The organism is Brevibacterium sp. NPDC049920 (assembly GCF_040656435.1).
GTDB lineage: Bacteria > Actinomycetota > Actinomycetes > Actinomycetales > Brevibacteriaceae > Brevibacterium > Brevibacterium pityocampae.
The window spans coordinates 59,059-73,478 of record NZ_JBFAMF010000006.1; the positions used below are offsets into that span (position 1 = coordinate 59,059).

Sequence of the window (14,420 nt, forward strand, 5' to 3'; positions counted from 1 at the left end):
ACACAGCCGCAGGGACCGGACGGTCATCTGGGAGGAGTGGTCGCTCACGACCAAGCTCCTCTCGATCATGATGACCCTCATGGTGCTCGTGCTGTCCGGCACGAGCGCCTGGGTCCTCGAGAACCTCCGCGCGAGCCTCATCGAGCGCACCGACCAGCGGCTCATCCAGGCCTCCGAGGCGCTCGCGATCCAGGCCGCCGACCAGGTGCTCGTGCCCTCCCCGCTGCGCACTCCGGAGTCCACCACGCCCTCGGAGGACTCGCTGCGCAACCTGCTCCCCGGCTCGTACTACGTGCAGTTCTACACCACCGACGGCGAACGGATCTACGAACCGGTGGCCCCGGAGCCGGACAACACCCCGCGCCTGCCGACGATCGACACCGACACGGTCACGACGATGCAGGGACGGCCGTTCACCGTCAACGGCACCGGCTCCCAGTGGCGGGTGCGGGCGCTCACCGTGAGCAACTCCGACCTCCTCGTCGCGATCGCGGTGCCCTTCGACCGCGAGGTCGACGCGATCAGCGAGCGCGCCCGCAACACCATGGTCGGGATCGGCCTGCTCGCGCTCGCGCTCGTCGCCGGGGTCGGGTACTTCGCCATCACCAACACCTTCCGCCCGCTCAAGGCGATCGAGGAGACCGCCTCCCGGATCGCCGCCGGGGACCTCAGCCAGCGCGTGTCGACGTACCCGCCGGGCACGGAGCTCGGCCGGCTGTCCGCGGCGCTCAACACCATGCTCGGCCGGATCGAGGACTCCTTCGACGGGCAGACCCGCTCGGAGAAGCGGATCCGCCAGTTCGTGTCCGACGCATCCCACGAGCTGCGCACCCCGCTCGTGACGATCCGCGGCTACGCCGAGCTCTACCGGCAGGGTGCGGTCACCGACCCGGAGCACATCGCCCAGGCGATGAGCCGGATCGAGGCCGAGGCGAAGCGCATGGGGGTGCTCGTCGAGGACCTCGTGCTGCTCGCCCGGATGGACGAGCTGCGGCAGACTGAGACCGGTCCGGTGGACCTCGGGGCAATCGTCCGCGACGCCGCCGCGGACGCCGCCGCGCAGGACCCCGACCGGGACATCGCCTTCATCGGGCTCGACGGCGAGGACGCCCGCCCGGTGCCGTCGGTCATCGGCTCCGACGCCAAGCTCCGGCAGGTCATCGTCAACCTCGTCGGCAACGCCGTGCGGCACACGCCGCCGCAGACCGCGATCGAGTTCGCCGTCGGCGTCGTCGGCCTGCCCGAGCCCGCCGCCGAGCCCGAGGAGTCCAAGCCGGAGCGCGGCTTCGTCACCGGGCCGGTGCGGATCTTCCGCCGCGAGTCGAGCGAGGAGCGCAAGCAGAGCGCGGAGAAGAAGAAGGCCGCCCGGGCCGAGGAGCGCGCCCGCACCCGCACCGGCGAGCAGGCCATCGTGCCCGATGTGTCGGCCACCGGCGGGGTGAGCGTGAGCGAGAACCTCCGCGGGTTCCCCGCCGGCCGCGTCCGCTTCGAGGTGCGCGACCACGGCGAGGGCATCGACCCGGACCTCGCGCCGCGGATCTTCGAGCGGTTCTACCGCCTCGACTCCTCGCGCAACCGCGACACCGGCGGCTCCGGCCTGGGCCTGTCGATCGTCAAGGCGATCGTCGAGTCCCACCGCGGAGAGATCTCCGTGCACCCGACCCCGGGAGGCGGTGCGACGTTCCGCGTCGACCTCCCCATCCCCCCGCAGGACACCCCCGATGAGGACAGCGAGCCGATGAGAAAGGACCACCCATGAGCGACGATCCCCAGCGCCCCGGACCCGGAGACCCCCGACACCCCGGGTACGGACAGGGCACCCCCGGGTACGGCTCCGGCCCGGGTCGGCACGCCGACCCGCAGCGCCCGACCTTCGGGTCTCCCGCTGCTCCTGCCGGGCCCTCGGGTCAGCAGGGCTACAGTCAGCAGTCCCCGGGTCAGGAGTCCCCGGGTCAGCAGGGTCAGCCCGGCCGGCAGGGCTACGGCCGACCCGGTTCGGGACAGTCCGCACCGGCCGGACAGCCGGGCCACGGACAGCAGGGCGGGGCGCCGGGATACGGCCAGCAGTACAAACAGCAGGGCGGCACCCGGCCGGGCTACGGCTCCGCGGGAGCCCCCGCCGCCGGCACGACCTCCACCGGCACTGCGGTCGGCACCACAGCACACGCCGGACCGGCCGGCTCCGGCCCGGCGTCGCCGGCTCCCGCCTCGGGACCGGGGCGCGGCCGCCGCGGACCGGGCTGGCTCCCGCTCCTCGCCCTCACCCTCGTCGCCGCGCTCATCGGCGGAGCGATCGGCGTCGGCACCGCGTTCTTCCTCGATGCGCAGAACGATCGGCAGTCGCAGGAGGAGGTGACGATCGAGACCCCGGACTGGACCGCGATCTCCGCTGAGGCCACGCAGAGCGTCGTCGCGATCCAGGTGGGCGTCAACGGCCAGATGTCCGGTGTGGGCTCCGGGTTCGTCTACGGCGACCAGGGCTACATCATCACGAACAACCACGTCGTCGCCGCCGCGGACACCGCCGGCGGCGAGGTCCAGGTGGTGACGAACAGCGGCGCGATGGTGAGCGCCTCGATCGTCGGCCGCGACCCGGAGACGGACATCGCCGTCCTCCAGCTCGACCAGCAGCCCGAGGGCCTCACCCCGCTGCCGGTGGGCGACTCCTCGGCGATGCAGGTGGGCGACCCGGTGATGGCGCTCGGCAACCCGCTCGGGCTCGCCGACACCGTGACCACGGGCATCGTGTCCGCGCTCAACCGCCCGGTCACCACCTCGAACATCGGCGAGAACCCCTCGGAGGAGGACATCGCGCTGACGATCACCAATGCGATCCAGACCGACGCCGCGATCAACCCGGGCAACTCCGGCGGACCGCTCGTCAACGGCCAGGGCGAGGTCATCGGCGTGAATTCCTCGACGGCGACCCTGCAGCAGCCGGGCTCCGGCGGGCAGAGCGGCTCGATCGGCATCGGCTTCGCGATCCCGATCTCCCAGGCGACGAACATCGCCGACCAGCTCATCTCCACCGGCGAGGCCAAGCACCCGCACCTCGGCGTGAGCATCACCTCCGGCGAGGTCGAGAGCGGCGGGATCTCCCGCGGTTCGGCGGTCGTCTCCGCTGTGGAGAGCGGCTCCTCGGCGGACCAGGCCGGCATCCAGCAGGGCGATCACATCGTCGCGGTCAACGACACCCCGGTGAATTCGAGCGTGTCGCTCCAGGCGATCATCCGCGCGCAGGCGGTCGGCGACACCGTCACCCTCACCATCGTGCGCGGCGGCTCGGAGACGAACGTGCAGACGACGCTCGGCGAGAGCTGAGGCCGGGACCGGAGGTCACAGGCGCACCGACGCGTGCGAGCCGGGGGCTGTGGACGACGCGGAGTCGTCCACAGCCCCCGGCCGTGCCTGGCGCGGCGGCGCTGCGGCGGCGGAGCCTGGGAGCACCATCCCGCCACCCCAGGAGGACCCGATGTCCCTGTTCGAAGTCGATTCCGAGCGCGTCCTCGCCACCGCCGCCACCGCATCCGAGTCGGTGAGCGTGCTCGGCGGCGAGGTCGACCAGCTGCTCCACCACCTCCGCACCCTCAACGAGTGCTGGCGCGGCAGCGCCGCACAGAACTTCACCGCGGTCGTCGACGACTGGGAGGCCGTGCAGCGCCGCGTCCACGAGTCGCTCGCCTCGATCAAGGAGGCGCTCCAGCTCGCCGGCCGGCAGTACAGCGAGGTCGAGGAGGCGAACACCCGGCTCTTCATGCGCTGAGCGCCGGGAGACCCGCGCGGTGGGCGCCGCCGCCCGGTGCCGCGCAGCGCGGGCCCGGCGCGGATCTCGGCGGAAATTTCCAGACTCACGCAGTAGTGTGGACCGGGACAGCACGCGCGACCGAGCGTCGTGGCCGCCGGTGTTCCCCGGCCCGCGCCCACGGCTCTCCGACCGGCTCCGAAGGAGACTCCCTGAGCATGAGCATTTTCAAACGCATCGCCATGATTTTCGGCGCCAAGGCGAACTCGGCCCTCGACAAGGCCGAGAACCCCAACGAGACCCTCGACTACTCGTACCAGAAGCAGCTCGAGCTCCTGCAGAAGGTGCGCCGCGGGGTCGCGGACGTGGCGACGAGCCGCAAGCGCCTCGAGCTCCAGATCGGCCAGCTCGAGCAGCAGCAGTCGAAGCTCCAGTCGCAGGCGCAGAAGGCCCTCGAGGTCAACCGCGAGGACCTCGCCCGCGAGGCGCTCACCCGGAAGTCCGGCCTGTCCCAGCAGATCGCCGACCTCCAGACGCAGCACCAGAACCTCCAGGCCGAGGAGCAGAAGCTCACCACCGCCTCGCAGCGCCTGCAGGCCAAGGTCGACGCCTTCCGCACCCGCAAGGAGACGATCAAGGCGACGTACACCGCCGCGGAGGCGCAGACGAAGATCGGCGAGGCCTTCACCGGCATCTCCGAGGAGTTCGGCGACGTCGGGCTCGCGATCCAGCGCGCCGAGGACAAGACCGCCCAGCTCCAGGCCCGCGCCGGCGCCGTCGACGAGCTCATCGCCTCCGGCGCGCTCGACGACATGACCGGCACCGCGAAGGACGACATCTCCGCCCAGCTCGACGCGCTGTCGAGCGACAACGACGTGGAGATGGAGCTCGCCCGGATGCGCGACTCGCTGCCGAGCGGCAGCGGCGGCGCCCGCCGTCCCGCCCTCGAGGCCGAGGACGCGGAGATCGCCGACCCGGCCCAGGGCACCGCGGAGGGCACCGTCGACGGCCGCGGAGGTGCGCAGTGATCGTCCGCATCATGGGTGAGGGCCAGTTCGACGTCGCCGACGTCGAGCAGGACACCCTGCAGAAGTACGACGCCGAGGTCGAGGAGGCCGTCGAGTCCGGCGATGCCGACCACGTCCACCGGGCGCTCGAGACGCTCCGCCAGTACATCTACGACCACGCGCAGCCGGTCTCCGAGGACTTCCTCGGCGGGTCCGACATCGTCATCCCCTACCCGGATGCCGAGATCGACGACATCCGCCGGCTGCTCACCGGCGAGGGCTTCCTCCCCGACCCCGCCTGAGCCCGCGGCGCGCGGGTCCCTGCGCGCCACCGTCCGCCGCCCCGGCACCGGCCGGGGCGGACCGCAACCACAGGAAGCAGGCCGCTCGTCTCCATGGCCACCTCGCGATTCATCAAGGACCGCGGACTGTCGTTCCGCATGGGCGTCACCGTGTTCCTCAACGGGCTGATCTACGTCGTCCTCATCCTCGCGATCTGGTGGATCCTGGGGCGGAGCACGGCCGGGGCGATCCTGGCGCTCCTCATCAGCGTCGGGATCTTCTTCTTCCAGTGGTACTTCTCCGACTCGATCGCGCTCAAGTCGATGCGGGCGCGCGTCGTCACGCCGGAGGAGGCGCCCGAGCTCCACGTCATGGTCGACCGGCTGTGCCAGCTCGCCGACTCGACGAAGCCGCGGGTGGCGTACTCCGACTCCCCCGTGCCCAACGCCTTCGCCACCGGGCGCTCGCCCCAGCACTCCGTGGTGTGCGTGACGCGCGGCCTGCTCGAGCAGCTCGAGCCCGCGGAGGTCGAATCGGTGCTCGCCCACGAGCTCTCCCACGTCGCGCACCGCGACGTCACGGTGATGACGGTCGCCGGGGTCACCGGTGTGGTCGCCGGGCTGATGATGCGCAGCTTCCTCTACTCCGGCGGGCGCGGCCGGGGAAACTCGAACACCGGCGGCATCCCGATCCAGCTCGCCATGATGCTCGTCGGCGTCGTCGTCTACGCCCTGAGCTTCGTCCTCATCCGGGTGCTCTCCCGCTACCGGGAGCTCGCCGCGGACCGTGCGGCCGCCTACCTCACCGGCAGCCCCTCGACGCTCGCCTCGGCACTGACGAAGATCAGCGGTGAGATGGGCCGGATCCCCGCGCAGGATCTCCGCGCCGCCTCCGGCGCGAACCACCTGGCGCTCGTCCCGGCGATCAACGGCCGCGACGTCGTGCAGCTGCTGAGCACGCACCCCAGCCTGGAGCAGCGCCTCGCCCAGCTCCAGCGGATCTCCGAGGACCTCTCCCGCCCGATGTGAAAGGGGTCCCGATGGGATTCTTCGACGCCCTGCTCGGCCGCAGCACGCCCAAGAAGGCCAATCTCGACGACCTGTTCGCGCTGCCGCCGGCGGTCCTCACGCTCGAGGCGGCGACGGGCATGCGTCCCACCGGCACCGCGGCCGTGGCGTTCCGCGAGGTCGAGGGCGGCGCGTTCGCGCAGGTCGAGCAGGAGAGCCGGGCGCTCATCGCCAAGGACCCCGACTGCACGGTGCGGCAGGAGAACGACGGCTTCGGGTACACGTGGCAGGTCATCAGCGAGGCGCAGGCGAACACCTCGAACCTCGTCACCAACGTCCACGCGGTGAATTCCTCGCTGGAGAACCAGGGGTTCGGGCCGATGCTCCTGTGCTCGGCGCTCTACCTCGCCGATGCCGAGGGCACCCGCGCCGCACTCATCTACCTCTACAAGCGCGGCACCTTCTACCCGTTCGTGCAGACCGGGCCGCACCGGCGCGACACCGCGCTCGAGATCCAGATCCGCGGCATCGTGTCCGGCGAGCTCACCGTCGAGCCCGACCTCTCGAAGTGGTCGCCGGTGTGGGACGCCCCCGGGATGACCGGGCAGTAGCTATTCCGCGCGGACCACGGTGAAGGAGATGCCGAGGACGGACACGGTGTCGCCGGGCGTGATGCTCCGGCCGCGCCGGGTGTCGACCTCGCCGTTGACGCTGACCTCGCCGCCGGCGATGAGCTGCTTGGCGAGCGCTCCGTTCTCGGCCACTCCGTGGAGCTTGAGGACCTGACCGAGGGTGATGCTGTCGTCCCGGATCTCGACTGACTCCATGCGGGTGCTGACCTTCCGGACTCGGGTCCGCCGGTGCAGGATGCGTGCGGCGGGGACATGCATGCGGTGCTTCCAGGGTAGCGCCCGCCACGTCTGCGCGCCCGGGGGCTCAGAACCCGAAGTCGAATCCGCCGCCCATGTCGCCCATGTCCTCGCCGAAGCCGCCGCCCATGTCCTCGCCGCCGCCCTCGCCGGCACCGAGGCCGTCCTGGTAGCCCTCGCCGTAGGAGCCGTCCCAGCCGCCGCCGAAGCCGCCGAACATCATCGCGCCCATGAGGACGCCGGGCAGCAGGCCGGAGCCGGCGTAGGAGTTGAAGTAGCCGCGGTTGTACTCGGCGTAGGCCGGACCGGCCTCCCAGTAGGCGCGGCGGGTGCGCCCGTCACCGGTGACGACCTTGCGGACCGCGGGCTCCGCGCCCACGGCGACGCGCTCGGCGTCGGCCGCGCACACGGGCACGGGACGGGGCCGGCCGCCGACGGGCGCCCAGTCGATGTCCTGCATCGAGGGGCCGTGCTGGGGGTTGAAGAAGCAGGGCGGGCGGCGCACCGGAAGGGGCTTGCCCTCGACGCGGGCGCGCACGCACTTGGCGGCGTAGCGGCCGTCCTCGATCGCCTCGGTGACGTGGCGGATGTCCTCCGGGTCGTCGACCCTGTCGAGGGTCTCCTTGGCGGTGTCGTAGGCGTCGATCGCCCGCTGGTAGTCCTGGCGGCCGCCCTCGTCGAGCTCGACCCCGGCGGTGACGATGTCGAGGTCGGCGACCTCCTCGCCGTAGGCGGTGACGTCCTCGGCGGCGGTGCCCCTGACGAGCTCGAGCTCCGCCCTGCGCTGTTCGAGTGCCCGGTTCCGCTCCCGTCGCGAGCCGACGTAGAAGGCCACGCCGACGATGACGAGCAGGGCCACGAACACGTATCCCATTGCGTACCTCTCCATGGTGTTGACGGATCGAGCGGACTGCCTCGATTATCCGTGGTCAACCTGGCAGCGATCTGTGCCCCACCTGCACTGCGGCCCGGTATCGAGCCCCGGGCGGCTCAGCGGCCGGCGAGCTCGGTGAGTCCGATGACGAGCGTGAGGATGCCGCCGCCGAACGCGAGGGCGATCATGATGATCCGGGCGATGTGCACCGGCATGACGCGGGACAGGAACTCCCCGGCCACCTGGCCGAGCACGAGGGCGGCGATGATCGCGGCCCAGATCCCGATCTCGAGCTGCGGCACCGCGTGCGCCCCGTCGAACAGGATCTTCGCCGCGATCGCGCCGATCCCGGCGATGATGAAGTACGGCTGCAGGGTCGCCGCGAAGCTGCGCTGGTCCCAGCGCGTCATGATCGCGTAGACGCTCACGGCCGGGCCGCCGACCCCGGCGGAGCCGCTCATGAAGCCGGAGAAGAACCCGGCCGTCGCGGTCCGCGCGGTGGTGGGCTCGATCGGCGGGGCGTAGCGGCTGCCGAGGAGCGAGGCGGACAGCGCGGCGACGATGAGCAGGCCGATGAACACGTGGACCGCCCAGCCGGGCATCACCGTGGTGAGGAGCGCTCCCGGCACGGTCCCCAGCAGCGCGCCGACGGCGAGCACCCACACTCGCGGCCATCGGATCTCCCGGAAGGTCCGGGCCATGACGATCGAGGAGGACACGACGCCGCAGAAATTGACGAGCACGACGCCGGGCACGGGTTCGAGGAGGACGACGAGGAACGGCCCGGCGACGAGCGCGAAGCCCATCCCGGTGGTCCGCTGCATGAGCGCTCCGACGAACACGAAGAGCACGATGAGCACGACGACGGGTTCCACGCTCTCGATGGTAGCCGGGGACGGGGGTAGTCTGGGCGCATGGCTCTCGACAGCTCCGCCTGGTCGTCCTTCAGCGCGGACCCGCGCGCCGAGGGCGGCCTGCGGGCGTCCGACGCGGACCGCAATGCGGTGTTCGAGATCCTCAACGCCGCGCTCGCCGAAGGACTCCTCGACATCGCCGAGCACGGCGAGCGGCTCGACGCCGCCGCCGGCCTGCGCCGGCTCGGCGAGGCCGTGCCGCTCGTCGAGGACCTCATCCGGCCCGACGGCGGACCGCCCGGCAGCGGCACCCTGGTGCGCCCGGAGCTCGAGGCGCTCGACGAGTACTCCGGCATCCCGACCACGCCCGAGGCGATCGACGCCGCGGCGGTCGAGCTGTACCGGGAGGACGTGCGGAAGGCGATCGTCGGAGCGGCCACCCCGTCCCTCATCACCGTGCTCATCTGGGCGGTGACGTGCTTCGTCGCCGGCAGTCTGATCTTCTTCTGGCCGGCCTTCGTCATCCTCGGCACCGGGATCAGCGTCATCACCACCGTGTCCTCGCGGAGCTCGATCATCCGCAGGCGGCGGGAGATGCTCACCACCCGGGCGCGCGCCCGGCTGGGCGATCCCCGTGCGCAGGCCGAGATCGAATCGAACCCGAGCGCGTTCCGCTACGAGCCGCGCTCCACCCGCGCCGACCGCCGCGCGCGCCGCCGGGAGATCGACCGCCGGCTCGAGTGAGCGCGGCCGGTGCAGGTACCGCACCGATGAATGCAGTGGGGGCGAGGTCGCGTGCGACCTCGCCCCCGTGCCGACCGGAGTCAGCGCTGCTGTGCGTGCTGGATCAGAAGTCCATGCCGCCCATGCCGCCGTCGGCTCCCGGCATCGCCGGAGCGGGCTCCGGCTTGTCGGCGACGACGGCCTCGGTGGTGAGGAACAGCCCGGCGATCGAGGCGGCGTTCTCCAGCGCGGAGCGCGTCACCTTGACCGGGTCGTTGATGCCTGCGGCGAGCAGGTCCTCGTACTCACCGGTGGCCGCGTTGAGTCCGTGACCGGGCTCGAGGTGGCGCACCTTCTCGGCCACCACGCCCGGCTCGAGGCCGGCGTTCGTGGCGATCTGCTTGAGCGGGGCGTCGATGGCGACCTTGACGATCTGCGCACCGGTCGCCTCGTCGCCGGTCAGCTCGAGGGTCTCGAACGCGGTCTTGCCCGCCTGGATGAGGGCCACGCCGCCACCGGCGACGATGCCCTCCTCGACGGCCGCCTTCGCGTTGCGCACGGCGTCCTCGATGCGGTGCTTGCGCTCCTTGAGCTCGACCTCGGTCGCGGCTCCGGCCTTGATGACTGCGACGCCGCCGGCCAGCTTGGCCAGGCGCTCCTGCAGCTTCTCGCGGTCGTAGTCGGAGTCCGAGTTCTCGATCTCGGCGCGGATCTGGGCCACGCGGCCGGCGATCTCGTCCGAGTCGCCCGCACCTTCGACGATGGTGGTCTCGTCCTTGGTGACGACGACCTTGCGGGCGGTGCCCAGCAGGTCGAGGGTGGCGTTCTCGAGCTTGAGGCCGACCTCCTCGGCGATGACCTGTCCGCCGGTGAGGATCGCGATGTCGGCGAGCTGCGCCTTGCGGCGGTCGCCGAATCCCGGGGCCTTGACGGCGACGGACTTGAAGGTGCCGCGGATCTTGTTGACCACGAGCACCGCCAGGGCCTCGCCCTCGACGTCCTCGGCGATGATGACCAGCGGCTTGCCCGACTGCTGCACCTTCTCGAGGACGGGGAGGAGATCCTTGACGTTGGAGATCTTCGAGTTGACGATGAGGATGTAGGGGTCCTCGAGCACCGTCTCCTGGCGCTCCGTGTCGGTGACGAAGTAGCCGGAGATGTAGCCCTTGTCGAAGCGCATGCCCTCGGTGAGCTCGAGCTCGAGGCCGAAGGTGTTCGACTCCTCGACGGTGACGACGCCCTCCTTGCCGACCTTGTCGATCGCCTCGGCGATGAGCTCGCCGATCGCGGGATCACCGGCGGAGATGCCGGCGGTCGCAGCGATCTGCTCCTTGGAGTCCACGTCGACCGCGGACTCGAGGAGCTTCTCCGTCACCGCGGCGACAGCCTTTTCGATGCCGCGCTTGAGGCTGAGCGGATCGGCACCGGCCGCCACGTTGCGCAGGCCCTCGCGGACGAGCGCCTGAGCGAGCACCGTGGCGGTGGTGGTGCCGTCGCCGGCGACGTCATCGGTCTTCTTGGCGACTTCCTTGACGAGTTCCGCACCGATCTTCTCGTACGGGTCCTCGAGCTCGATCTCCTTGGCGATGGAGACGCCGTCATTCGTGATGGTCGGCGCTCCCCACTTCTTTTCGAGCACGACGTTGCGACCGCGCGGTCCGAGCGTGACCTTGACGGCATCGGCCAGGGTGTTGAGCCCGGTCTCGAGTCCGCGACGTGCTTCTTCGTCGAATGCAATGAGCTTTGCCATAGTGGCTGGGGTCCTCCCTGTAACGGGGTGGATTGTCGATCTCGTCTCCGCAGCGCCCGCGACGGCCGGGCTTCGCTCCGCTGATTCCCTTCCACAGCGGCGCTGGGCCCTCTTCGCGGAGCCGAGTCACACCAGTACTAGATTTAGCACTCTCCCCCACCGAGTGCAAATGCCCCGGTGCGGTTCCCTCCCGGCATCGTGCGCCGGGAGGGAACCGCACCGGGGCAACAGAAAACCGGAGGCCGAAACCCCCGGTTCACCGTCTGTCGGCCGATCAGGCCAGAGTCACGGACTCCGCCTGCGGACCCTTGTCGCCCTGGCCGACCTCGAACTCGACCTGCTGGCCCTCTTCCAGCGAACGGTATCCGTCCATCTGGATCGCGGACCAGTGGACGAAGACGTCCTGCTCGCTGCCGTCAACGGTGATGAAACCGTATCCCTTTTCGGCATTGAACCACTTGACAGTACCTTGCGCCATTATTTCTCCAAAACAGCTGTGAGCGCGCGTGATGCGCATTGAATCAGCCCCTGAAACTTCGAGATGACGCCGATACTTCATTCACCGCCGGTGCTGTGCACGCGGCTGAAAACTTCTACCGGAAGCCACGACGGGCCTCAGTTGACTGCTCCCCATCCTAGACGCGCACCCGGAGGAACACAAGCCGCCTTGATGAACATTCGGAGAACCGCTGCATCCGGACCGGCTTCAGGACAAGCGGGCTTGCCGCGAAACGGACGGTGTCGGCCCAGGTCAGGGCTATGAGCGCGGGGATCCTCGGCTCAGGCGCCGGGGTCCTCCGCGGCCCCATCGGCAGTCGGCGGATCGTTCGCGATGTCCGAGCAGACGACGACGGTGATGTCGTCCGTGAACTCTTCGGACTCCTCGACATCGGTGACCCCGAGCAGCTCGGCGAGCGCCTGCGCCTCGGCCTCGAACTCCGGATCGGAGTAGTGGATCGAGGACACGGTGTCCGCCGTCGTGTGGTTGCCGACCTGCGCCACGGTCCAGCCGGCGCCCTCGACGGCCTCGCCGAAAGCGGAGCCCGCGCCGGACACGCCCGAGGCGTTGAGGACGGCGACCGCGGCTGTCTTCTCCACCGCGTCGATGTCGACGGAGGGCTCCTCAGTCGTTTCCTCGCTCGTGGGCTCGGCGGTCGCGGTGGGCTCGGCGATCTTCTCCTCCGGGTCGCCGGCCGAGGTGCGGATGATGTTGATCGCACCGAACACGAGGAGCAGCGCGGCGATCGCGAGGATCGCGATGAGCGCGAGCGCCCCGGCCTGCGAGGTCGGGCCGCCGTCGCGCCGATGCGCGCCCTTCCTGCCGGTCGCCGGCAGGTCGTCGAACTCGTCCTTGGGGTAGTCGGCCACGGTTACCTCGCGATCCGGGCCTGTGCGCGGTGGCGCTGTCGACTGTCACGGATCCGCCGCAGTCGCTTGATGAGGATCGGGTCCGCGACGTAGGCCGCGGGGTTCTCGAGCAGGGAGTTCAGCACCTGGAAGTACGACGCGGCGGACATGTCGAAGCGCTCGCGGATCGCGTGGTCCTTCGCTCCGCCGTAGGTGTACCAGCGGCGCTCGAACTCGAGAACCGCGACTTCGAGCGTGCTGAGCTCGCCGTGCGGTGCATCACCGCCGCCGTGCGCGCCCGACTCCACGTGCGCCATGCCACCTGCCTTCTGTTCGGATGCGGCCATTCTACCCGGAATCACATCGATGTGGTTCGCTCCACCGGTGCCCGTGTGCCCGGATGACCGGGATGAGCGGCGGTCGCTCGCACACCGCCCGACTCGGGACGAGCGTGCGAGCGGCCCTCGGCTCAGCGGATCTTGACGTTGATCTGCTTGATCTGGGTGAAGCCCTCGAGCATGCCCTCGAGCGAGGCCTCGCGGCCGAACCCGGAGGTCTTGTACCCGCCGTAGGACTGGCCGACGACCTGCCCGCCGCCCTGGTTGATCTGCACCCAGCCGGACTCGATCCGGTCCGCCATCCGCAGCGCCTTGTCGATGTCGCGGCAGAACACGAAGGCTGCGAGCCCGAAGTCGCTGTCGTTGGCCATCTCCACGACCTCGTCCTCGGTGGTCCACGGGATCACCGAGAGGACGGGGCCGAAGATCTCCTCCTGGCTCGTCTTCCACTCGTTCTTCGCCTTCGAGAACACGACCGGCGCGTGGTAGAAGCCGGGCTCGCCGACCTCGAGGTCGACCGCGCCGTCGTAGGCGATCTCGACACCGTCCATCGACTTGCCGAGCTCGATGTAGTCCGCGATCTGCCGGTGCTGCTTCTCATTGATGACGCAGCCGATGTCGCTCGCCTCGTCGCGCGGGTCGCCGACCTTCATCCCCTTGATCCGCTCGACGAGCCTGCCGAGGAAGTCGTCGTAGATCTCGGTATGGAGGAACAGGCGCGAGCCCATGGTGCACGACTGGCCCTGGCGGGCGAACCGGGTGGCGAGGAGCACCTGGTCGAGCACGTCATCGGTGTTCGAGTCCGGGAAGATGATGTTCGGGCTCTTGCCGCCGAGCTCCATCGAGGAGTGGGCGAGGCGCTTGCCGGCGACCTCCGCGACGTGGCGGCCGACCCCGGTGGACCCGGTGAAGGACACCTTGTCGACGTCCGGATGCTGGACGAGCGCCTCACCGATCACCGAGCCCTTGCCGGTGACGACGTTGAAGACGCCGGGGGGCAGGATGTCGCCGATGATCTCGGCCATCTTGACGATCGTCAGGGGCGCGTCCTCGGCGCTCTTGAGCACGAGGGTGTTGCCGGCGGTGAGTGCGGCCGGGGTCTTGAACGCCGCGATCATGAGCGGTGAGTTCCACGGCAGGATGCCAGCGACCACACCGAGCGGTTCGCGCTTGGTGTAGTGGAGGTCGCCGTCGCCGGCCGGCAGGGTGACGCCCTTGACCTCGCCGGCGACGCCGCCCATGTAGCGGAACAGGTCGACGAGCACGCCGGTCTCCGGGCGGGCCTGGGTGCGGATCGCGTTGCCGGTGTCGAGCGCGGTGAGCTGGGCGAGCTCCTCGGTGGCCGACTCGAGCGCGTCGGCGCAGCGGAGGATGAGCTTCTGGCGCTCCTTGAAGTGGAGGCCGGCCCATGCGGGGAAGGCCGCGCGGGCGGCGGCGACGGCGCGGTCGGCGTCCTCGGCCTTGCCGTCGGGCACGGTGGCGACGACCTGGTTGCGGTCGATCGGGGTGATGACGTCGGTGCGGGAGCCGTCGGCGGCATCGACCCATTCGCCGCCGATGTACATCTTCCAGTCCTTCGGTGCTGGGAAGTCGGTCACAGTGTTCCTCTCGTAGCGTGCGGGCCCGG

At 70.3% G+C, this 14,420-nt stretch carries 16 protein-coding genes; 8 read left to right on the top strand and 8 right to left on the bottom strand.

All coding sequences use genetic code 11. The features are described from left to right. Positions 1 to 70: 70 nt before the first annotated feature. From AB0I45_RS07430 to AB0I45_RS07460, 7 genes are all read left to right on the top strand, one after another. Positions 71 to 1,759, top strand: a complete 1,689-nt coding sequence (locus tag AB0I45_RS07430; protein ID WP_345029811.1) for an ATP-binding protein — start codon at positions 71 to 73, stop codon at positions 1,757 to 1,759. Continuing rightward, entirely contained in the window at positions 1,756 to 3,321 is a 1,566-nt protein-coding gene (locus AB0I45_RS07435) for a trypsin-like peptidase domain-containing protein (protein WP_295690376.1), read from the top strand. The genes AB0I45_RS07430 and AB0I45_RS07435 overlap by 4 nt, the downstream gene beginning before the upstream one ends. Positions 3,322 to 3,472: 151 nt before the next feature. Beyond that, a complete protein-coding gene (locus AB0I45_RS07440; RefSeq protein WP_265808387.1) occupies positions 3,473 to 3,763 on the top strand; it encodes a WXG100 family type VII secretion target in 291 nt (96 codons plus the stop codon). Positions 3,764 to 3,960: 197 nt separating this feature from the next. Next, on the top strand, positions 3,961 to 4,770 hold the full coding sequence (locus AB0I45_RS07445; protein ID WP_247423324.1) for a PspA/IM30 family protein: 810 nt from the start codon (positions 3,961 to 3,963) through the stop codon (positions 4,768 to 4,770). Beyond that, positions 4,767 to 5,051, top strand: a complete 285-nt coding sequence (locus AB0I45_RS07450; protein ID WP_247423325.1) for a hypothetical protein — start codon at positions 4,767 to 4,769, stop codon at positions 5,049 to 5,051. Before AB0I45_RS07445 ends, AB0I45_RS07450 begins: the two co-directional genes overlap by 4 nt. Positions 5,052 to 5,144: 93 nt before the next feature. Further along, positions 5,145 to 6,059: a zinc metalloprotease HtpX gene (htpX, locus tag AB0I45_RS07455; protein ID WP_247423327.1), complete on the top strand. Its 915-nt coding sequence runs from the start codon at positions 5,145 to 5,147 to the stop codon at positions 6,057 to 6,059. A gap of 11 nt (positions 6,060 to 6,070) precedes the next feature. Continuing rightward, the gene (locus AB0I45_RS07460) at positions 6,071 to 6,649 is read left to right on the top strand and encodes a hypothetical protein (protein WP_247423329.1); all 579 of its coding nucleotides are present in this window, start codon (positions 6,071 to 6,073) and stop codon (positions 6,647 to 6,649) included. On the opposite strand, the gene AB0I45_RS07465 is transcribed toward AB0I45_RS07460, so the two are convergent. From AB0I45_RS07465 to AB0I45_RS07475, 3 genes are all read right to left on the bottom strand, one after another. Further along, entirely contained in the window at positions 6,650 to 6,865 is a 216-nt protein-coding gene (locus AB0I45_RS07465) for an RNA-binding S4 domain-containing protein (protein ID WP_247423331.1), read from the bottom strand. A 109-nt stretch (positions 6,866 to 6,974) separates the two neighbouring features. Then, on the bottom strand, positions 6,975 to 7,781 hold the full coding sequence (locus AB0I45_RS07470) for a hypothetical protein (protein WP_247423334.1): 807 nt from the start codon (positions 7,779 to 7,781) through the stop codon (positions 6,975 to 6,977). A gap of 116 nt (positions 7,782 to 7,897) precedes the next feature. Continuing rightward, positions 7,898 to 8,656 carry a sulfite exporter TauE/SafE family protein gene (locus AB0I45_RS07475; RefSeq protein ID WP_265808389.1) on the bottom strand — a complete coding sequence of 253 codons (759 nt, stop codon included), beginning with the start codon at positions 8,654 to 8,656 and terminating at the stop codon, positions 7,898 to 7,900. A gap of 39 nt (positions 8,657 to 8,695) precedes the next feature. On the opposite strand from AB0I45_RS07475, the gene AB0I45_RS07480 reads away from it, so the two are divergent. Then, positions 8,696 to 9,379 carry a DUF1707 domain-containing protein gene (locus AB0I45_RS07480; protein WP_265808390.1) on the top strand — a complete coding sequence of 228 codons (684 nt, stop codon included), beginning with the start codon at positions 8,696 to 8,698 and terminating at the stop codon, positions 9,377 to 9,379. Between the two features lie 103 nt (positions 9,380 to 9,482). Here the strand turns inward: AB0I45_RS07480 and groL are convergent, their stop codons facing one another. From groL to AB0I45_RS07505, 5 genes are all read right to left on the bottom strand, one after another. Continuing rightward, the gene (groL, locus tag AB0I45_RS07485) at positions 9,483 to 11,108 is read right to left on the bottom strand and encodes a chaperonin GroEL (protein ID WP_360317603.1); all 1,626 of its coding nucleotides are present in this window, start codon (positions 11,106 to 11,108) and stop codon (positions 9,483 to 9,485) included. A gap of 274 nt (positions 11,109 to 11,382) precedes the next feature. Then, positions 11,383 to 11,586, bottom strand: coding sequence for a cold-shock protein (locus AB0I45_RS07490; protein ID WP_137318905.1), 204 nt, complete (start codon positions 11,584 to 11,586; stop codon positions 11,383 to 11,385). Positions 11,587 to 11,888: 302 nt separating this feature from the next. Next, on the bottom strand, positions 11,889 to 12,476 hold the full coding sequence (locus AB0I45_RS07495; RefSeq protein ID WP_137318904.1) for a LytR C-terminal domain-containing protein: 588 nt from the start codon (positions 12,474 to 12,476) through the stop codon (positions 11,889 to 11,891). 2 nt (positions 12,477 to 12,478) lie between these two features. Continuing rightward, positions 12,479 to 12,772, bottom strand: a complete 294-nt coding sequence (locus tag AB0I45_RS07500) for a DUF3263 domain-containing protein (RefSeq protein ID WP_137318903.1) — start codon at positions 12,770 to 12,772, stop codon at positions 12,479 to 12,481. A 152-nt stretch (positions 12,773 to 12,924) separates the two neighbouring features. Beyond that, entirely contained in the window at positions 12,925 to 14,391 is a 1,467-nt protein-coding gene (locus AB0I45_RS07505; RefSeq protein WP_360317608.1) for an aldehyde dehydrogenase family protein, read from the bottom strand. Positions 14,392 to 14,420: the final 29 nt, after the last annotated feature.

Coding starts and splice junctions, on each gene's coding strand:
- AB0I45_RS07480 (WP_265808390.1), top strand. CDS start 8,696: ATGGCTCTCGACAGCTCCGCCTGGTCGTCCTTCAGCGCGGACCCGCGC.
- AB0I45_RS07430 (WP_345029811.1), top strand. CDS start 71: ATGACCCTCATGGTGCTCGTGCTGTCCGGCACGAGCGCCTGGGTCCTC.
- AB0I45_RS07435 (WP_295690376.1), top strand. CDS start 1,756: ATGAGCGACGATCCCCAGCGCCCCGGACCCGGAGACCCCCGACACCCC.
- AB0I45_RS07490 (WP_137318905.1), bottom strand. CDS start 11,586: ATGGCGCAAGGTACTGTCAAGTGGTTCAATGCCGAAAAGGGATACGGT.
- groL (WP_360317603.1), bottom strand. CDS start 11,108: ATGGCAAAGCTCATTGCATTCGACGAAGAAGCACGTCGCGGACTCGAG.
- AB0I45_RS07470 (WP_247423334.1), bottom strand. CDS start 7,781: ATGGGATACGTGTTCGTGGCCCTGCTCGTCATCGTCGGCGTGGCCTTC.
- AB0I45_RS07460 (WP_247423329.1), top strand. CDS start 6,071: ATGGGATTCTTCGACGCCCTGCTCGGCCGCAGCACGCCCAAGAAGGCC.
- AB0I45_RS07445 (WP_247423324.1), top strand. CDS start 3,961: ATGAGCATTTTCAAACGCATCGCCATGATTTTCGGCGCCAAGGCGAAC.
- AB0I45_RS07440 (WP_265808387.1), top strand. CDS start 3,473: ATGTCCCTGTTCGAAGTCGATTCCGAGCGCGTCCTCGCCACCGCCGCC.
- htpX (WP_247423327.1), top strand. CDS start 5,145: ATGGCCACCTCGCGATTCATCAAGGACCGCGGACTGTCGTTCCGCATG.
- AB0I45_RS07500 (WP_137318903.1), bottom strand. CDS start 12,772: ATGGCGCACGTGGAGTCGGGCGCGCACGGCGGCGGTGATGCACCGCAC.
- AB0I45_RS07465 (WP_247423331.1), bottom strand. CDS start 6,865: ATGGAGTCAGTCGAGATCCGGGACGACAGCATCACCCTCGGTCAGGTC.